The following is a 4073-nucleotide window of genomic DNA, read 5'->3' as shown; positions in this document are numbered from 1 at the left end:
GGCGGAAACGCCGACACCAGCAACACGGTGAAAGCAACGGGCGGCGACGGCGGGCGAGGGGGCGGCGGCGGTCTGTTGGCGGGTGACGGGAGCGACGGCGGCGATGGCGGCGATGCGGAGACCTCGTTCGCCCCCGGCGCAGGCGGCAAGGGCGGCGACGGCGGCAACAGCGGAGCATTCGGCAATGCCGGTGACGGCGGCAGCGGCGGCGACGCGCACACACCCGTCGGCACCCCCACCGGCGGCGCGGGTGGCACCGGCGGCAACGCGGTGACGGGCACCGGCGGTGACGGAGGTGCGGGCGGCAGCGCGACCAACAACGCCGGCCCCGGCAGCGGGCCTGCGTCCGGAGGGAACGGCGGAGACGGCGGGTCGCCGGGCGGGCAAGGCGGCGCAGGGGGCACTGGCACTGGCCACACCCCCAGCAACGGCAGCGACGGCGCTGACGGATAACACGAAGGAGAACAAGGATGAAGCGTGAACTCGTGATCGCACTTGGCGGCGCGGCGATTGTCATCACCGGTCTCTCGGGCTGTTCCTCGAGCGACAAGGAGTCCGAAAGCCCCAGTCCGACAGCGGCATCCAGCGGGGGTGGGACGAAGGTCATGATCGACGGTCAGGATCAGAACGTCGCAGGCACGGTCGTCTGCAGTGCGATGGGCGGCAACATGAACATCGCGATCGGTGACGCCGCGACCGGCATCGCCGCAGTGGTCAGCGAGGACGGGTCCACCGTCCAGTCCGTGGGCCTCGGCAACGTCAACGGCGTCACGCTGGGCTACCAGCACGGCACGGGCCAGGGCGAGGCCAAGGCCACCAAGGACGGCAACAACTGGAAGATCTCGGGCACGGTCACGGGCATTGACATGGCCAACCCCATGCAGCCGCTGAACAAGCCGTTCGAGCTCGAGATCGCCTGCCCGTAGCGGGATTCAGCAGCCCTGCAGCAGGGAGATCAGCTGGTCGCGGCTGTTGGCTCCGACACGTTGTGAGGCGCGGAACAGGTGCCCTTCAATGGAACGGACCGACATCGCGAGCCGATCGGCGATCTGTTTGTTCGAGAGTCCTTGCGCGGCAAGCGAGATGATTTCGCGTTGGCGCGCGGTGAACGATTGTGGTGCGGTCGCCATGCGCAGCGCCGGAGTCCGAGCGCCCTGGCATACGGCCGCCAACCGCTGCGCGGTCGCCGAGGCGGTCAGCGCCGCTCCGCGCAGGCCGGCGTGCTGGTAAGCAAGCACGGCTTGAGCGGCGGCGTCGGCGGCCGCCACGCGATCGCCGAACTGCTCGTAGCGCCGCGACGCATCGACCAATCCGGCACCGCTTGCAGCTGTCAGCGCGGACGCATGCGCTGCGGCGGTCGGCGCACGGGGACCCTGGACCTGGTCGGCCAGTTCCGCGAGCCGTGATGCGGTGGTGGCGTCACCGAACTGCGTCGCTGCCTGCAGTAGACACACCTCGACGGCGGGTCTGCCGAGCCGCCGTTCTCGGACCGCGGCCTCGAGACAGATCGAGATCGCCTGCGATGTCGACCCTTCCGCGGCGTGCGTCCATGCCTGCGCGATCGCCCTCTCCGAGTCCCACTCGCACGCGTCGGGATCCTGGTCCCACCATTCGATGGCCGCGAACTCGCGGCGGGCGTCAACGGCGTTGCCTGCCATCGCAGTCGCGGTGGCCATCCAGGTGCGGCTGAATCCCTTGATCATGCCTCCGCTGCCGCCGTCCAGGAAGGCGACGGACTCCTGGCACAAGCGCTGAGTGTCGGTCAGCGCGCCTCGACACAGCGCCGCGAAACTGGCCAGAAAGGCATGCCATGTGCCTTCGAACGGAACATCGAAGGTATCGCTTCGAATTCGGGCGATCACCGCGTCGGCATCTGTCAACGCACCGGCGAGTCGGTACGCGTGCGCCTGCAGCACTGCCAGTGGGTGGCGCAAATGCGACGCCTCAGGCGAGCTATCGGCCAGCACGTAACCGCGCTCTGCCACGGGCTCGATCTCATCGATGCGGCCGAGGTCACCGAGTCCGGTCACCAGCGCCCAGATCGAAACCATCTGTGCGACAGCATCATCAGGCGGATTTGCGAGAAATGCCGCGGCTCGGTCGACGGCGGTTCTGGCGTCACCACGTGTCACGGCGATCAGTGCCCGCAGGGCGGCGGCGCTCGCCTGCGCTACGCCGTCATCGGTTCCCACCACCTCGAGTTCGCGTTCGGCGTCCGCCGGTTGACCGAGCGAAGCGGCGAGATTCAGCGCACGCAGCATCGCAACCTGGGACCGCAGCGGTTCCGTTGTGGCACCGGCGAGTCCGGCGAGGATGTGCTCCGCATCCATCCCGCGTTCCTGCCACGTGATCGCCATCGCCTGCGTGATCGTGGCGTCGGGGCCGCCGCCCGCGGCGACGGCGCGTTCGGCCAGGGTTTCGGCAAGTCGCAGGTCCATCAGCTGCATCGCGGCCCCGGCCGCGGCGAGGAGAAGCTCTGCGGAGGGGACAACGTCTGACTCAAGTGTCAGCACCGCGCGGCGGACGACGTCTCGGGGGTCGGTCGAACCCTTCCTGGCGAGTTCGGTGGCGATCCGCCCGGCCAGCCGTTGCAGCCGCACCGAACTGGAACGGCGAACCTCACCGAACATGGGGTGCGCCAGCCGTACCGCGGCGGGGAGAACATCGGCATCGATGCGCACCAGACCGAGAGATTCCGCCTCGGCGATGGCGTCGCGATCGGCGAACGCCGCGAGGATGTCGATATCCAGTGGCTCGGTGACGGCGAGTGCGTCGAGCACGTCGCGCACTGCCCGCGGCGCGCGAGCGATGCGCGCATCGATGAGCTCGGCCAGCGTCGGCGGCAGCTTGGGTTGTCCTTCCCACAGCCAGATGCCCGACGACCGCGAGATGTGACCGGCGTTGACCTCGCTGTCGAGAAGGTGGCGCAAATAGAGCGTGTTGCCCTGCGTGTATTGCCACAGTCTGCGTGCGCACACCGAGTGAACCGGCCCGTCGAGTACGTGCTCCAACAGAAGGGTGGTCTCATCGAGTGAAAGTGGTTGCAGTTCAAGGCGGTCCAGGTGCTGGTCTTTCCAGATCGCGGTGATGGCGTCCGGCGGACGCTCACCGGAACGGATCGTCAGAATCACCGTGGCCAGCCGGCGTGTGACGATCTGGTGGACGGTGAACGCCGAAAGGTCGTCGAGCAGATGCGCGTCGTCGACGCCGAGGACGACCTCGCCGTCATCTGCATCGCCGATGAGCCCGTCGATCACCTCCCGCACCCTGCGCAAGGGGTCGGGGCCGAAGTCGGTCGCGACGTCGGCGAAGGCGCCCAATGGGACGCTACGCGCCGTCGCGGTACCGACGATCCAGTGCCTGCACGCGCTGCGCCGCCCGCAGGTGGCGACGGCCTCGTGCGCGATGCGGGTTTTGCCGACACCCGCAGCGCCGGACAACACGATCCCGCGGGCACGGTCGGCGATCGCGCGGGTGGCATCGGCGATCAGTGCAAGCTCTTCAGTTCGCCCGACGAGCGGCCACCGGGAGGTCACCGCGCGGATCTTAGCTGGTAGCGACGTTCCGATTCTCTTTCCAAGCAAATGTGGACGTTCACCGGTCCGGCGACTGCCTCGACACCGCGGCCAGTTTGGCGTCGGCGACGCGCATGAACGTCGGCAGTGCGTCGAGCTCCACCCCGACGCATTCGGCGATGACGTCGTCGGCGACGCCGGCATCCCGCATCCGCAGGGCGGTGGCATACGGCAGCGGCAACCGCCGAAGAGATTCGGCGCGGCGTGCATCGGGGGACACGCACTCGAGTCTGCCGCCGTGCCCTGCGTCTGGCTGAGGTAGTCCGCTACCCCAGTGCGGAGTCGACTGCACTACTTCACGGTGGCGTACCGGGGCTGTCGCAGCTGGAGTAGTCGACTACCCCAATTGACCCGCCGTGGCGGACCTACATTCCCTAGACGGTATGGAGGCGACTTGAGGCCGAAGGCCTCGGGCTGCAATCGGACGTGGGTTGCCGACGATGAGTGAACACTCGCATCGGTAGAGCCACAGTTGCAGATCAGGAGGCCTCCGGTGAG

The 4073-nt window shown here is 68.3% G+C and carries 3 protein-coding genes and 1 pseudogene; 2 read left to right on the top strand and 2 right to left on the bottom strand.

The window, feature by feature from the left end:
- Both C1A30_RS35490 and C1A30_RS00045 read left to right on the top strand, forming a co-directional pair.
- Positions 1-453, top strand: a pseudogene (locus C1A30_RS35490) (hypothetical protein); the annotation flags it as partial.
- A 17-nt stretch (positions 454-470) separates the two neighbouring features.
- Positions 471-926: a lipoprotein LpqH gene (locus C1A30_RS00045; RefSeq protein ID WP_101946265.1), complete on the top strand. Its 456-nt coding sequence runs from the start codon at positions 471-473 to the stop codon at positions 924-926.
- Between the two features lie 6 nt (positions 927-932).
- On the opposite strand, the gene C1A30_RS00040 is transcribed toward C1A30_RS00045, so the two are convergent.
- Both C1A30_RS00040 and C1A30_RS00035 read right to left on the bottom strand, forming a co-directional pair.
- Positions 933-3536: a LuxR C-terminal-related transcriptional regulator gene (locus C1A30_RS00040; protein WP_101946264.1), complete on the bottom strand. Its 2604-nt coding sequence runs from the start codon at positions 3534-3536 to the stop codon at positions 933-935.
- A 58-nt stretch (positions 3537-3594) separates the two neighbouring features.
- On the bottom strand, positions 3595-3795 hold the full coding sequence (locus tag C1A30_RS00035; protein ID WP_101946263.1) for a hypothetical protein: 201 nt from the start codon (positions 3793-3795) through the stop codon (positions 3595-3597).
- Positions 3796-4073 lie beyond the last annotated feature (278 nt).

This window comes from Mycobacterium sp. 3519A (assembly GCF_900240945.1).
Lineage (GTDB): Bacteria > Actinomycetota > Actinomycetes > Mycobacteriales > Mycobacteriaceae > Mycobacterium.
This window is presented reverse-complemented; position numbering and strand designations above follow the sequence as displayed.